The organism is Streptomyces sp. NPDC127092 (genome assembly GCF_042722475.1).
In the GTDB taxonomy this organism is placed as follows: Bacteria; Actinomycetota; Actinomycetes; order Streptomycetales; family Streptomycetaceae; genus Streptomyces.
In genome coordinates, this window is record NZ_JBHXFE010000343.1 from 1 (window position 1) to 1,156 (window position 1,156).

1 protein-coding gene, 1 tRNA gene and 1 pseudogene are annotated in these 1,156 nt (G+C 73.7%); 1 reads left to right on the forward strand and 2 read right to left on the reverse strand.

Annotated elements, in window-relative coordinates:
- Nucleotides 1–547: Gfo/Idh/MocA family oxidoreductase (locus ACFWJO_RS40255; RefSeq protein WP_386873314.1), on the reverse strand; the 547-nt coding region annotated here is incomplete at its 3' end.
- Nucleotides 548–591: 44 nt separating this feature from the next.
- Nucleotides 592–840: pseudogene (locus ACFWJO_RS40260) on the reverse strand (Gfo/Idh/MocA family oxidoreductase); the annotation flags it as partial.
- Between the two features lie 140 nt (nucleotides 841–980).
- Here ACFWJO_RS40260 and ACFWJO_RS40265 point away from each other — a divergent pair.
- Nucleotides 981–1,053, forward strand: a tRNA-Ala gene (locus tag ACFWJO_RS40265).
- Nucleotides 1,054–1,156: the final 103 nt, after the last annotated feature.

Here is a 1,156-nt window from a genome sequence, read left to right on the forward strand (position 1 = left end):
GCTCGACCGCCGTGAGTGCGGGTTCCACCGCACGGCCCTCCCGCGCCGAGGCGACGGCGGCCTCGAGCACCGCCATCACGGCGACGGCCTGGTCGGGGGTGGCGGCGTCACCGTTCGGGCGGCCCAGGATCGCGTCGCGCACACCCGTGTAGGACCGCTGCTGGGCTCCGGTGGGCGCGGGGACGCGCTCGGTGTTCCCCTCCCCGTCGTGCAGGAGGATCGGGTCCGGGTCGACGCCCCAGCCCTCGGCGCCGGGGAGCAGACCCGCGCGCAGCTGCGCCTCCTGCTGATCCGGCAGTTCCTTCACCGCGGTGCGACGCGTGCCGTGGACCGCGAAGCGCGGGCTGCCGCCGGCCACGAGCATCGACGCCTGCAGGACCACGCGCCGGCCCGGATACTGCAGCACGCAGTGCGCCCAGTCCTCGACCGGGGCACCCGGACGCAGGGCCGCGAGGTCGGCGTCCACGCGTTCGGGGACGCCGAAGAGCAGGAGCGCCTGGTCGACCAGGTGCGGTCCGAGGTCGAACCAGATGCCGCCCCCGGGCACCGAGGCTTCCCGCCAGCGGCTCCGGACGGTCGGGCGGAAGCGGCGATCACCACGAGGTCCACGTCGTGCCACGCCAGGAGCGCGTCCACGTCGGGCACCACGACGACGTCCGGCAGATCCGCGTGCACCGCGTCCGGGCGGCTCGAGACGACATGGGTGAGAGCGAGTCCCTCCGTGGCGTGGAGCAGGGGGACGTGGAACGTCTTCCCGGCGAACCCATAGCCGATCAGGGCGGTGTGGATCGGTGCGTCAGTGCGGGACATGCAGGACCTCCTGGGCTGGCGGGGGGGCATGGGGGCGTCTCCTGCACGCTAGGCCGTGGCGTCGCGGCGGTCCATCGACGCCGCCCGGCCGGTTTGCGCGGTTGCCGCAGGCCGGGTATTCTGTTCAGGTGCTCCAGCCGGTCCGCCGGAAACGGAGTCACCACCCGCCTGGGGGTATGGCGCAGTTGGTAGCGCGTCTGCATGGCATGCAGAAGGTCAGGGGTTCGAATCCCCTTACCTCCACCCGTCGGAAGGCCCGGTCCATTTGGACCGGGCCTTCGTCGTCGTCGTCGGGCTCCTGTGCGGGCCCGGGCGGCGACCGCCGCCCTGCGGCACCCCCGCACCG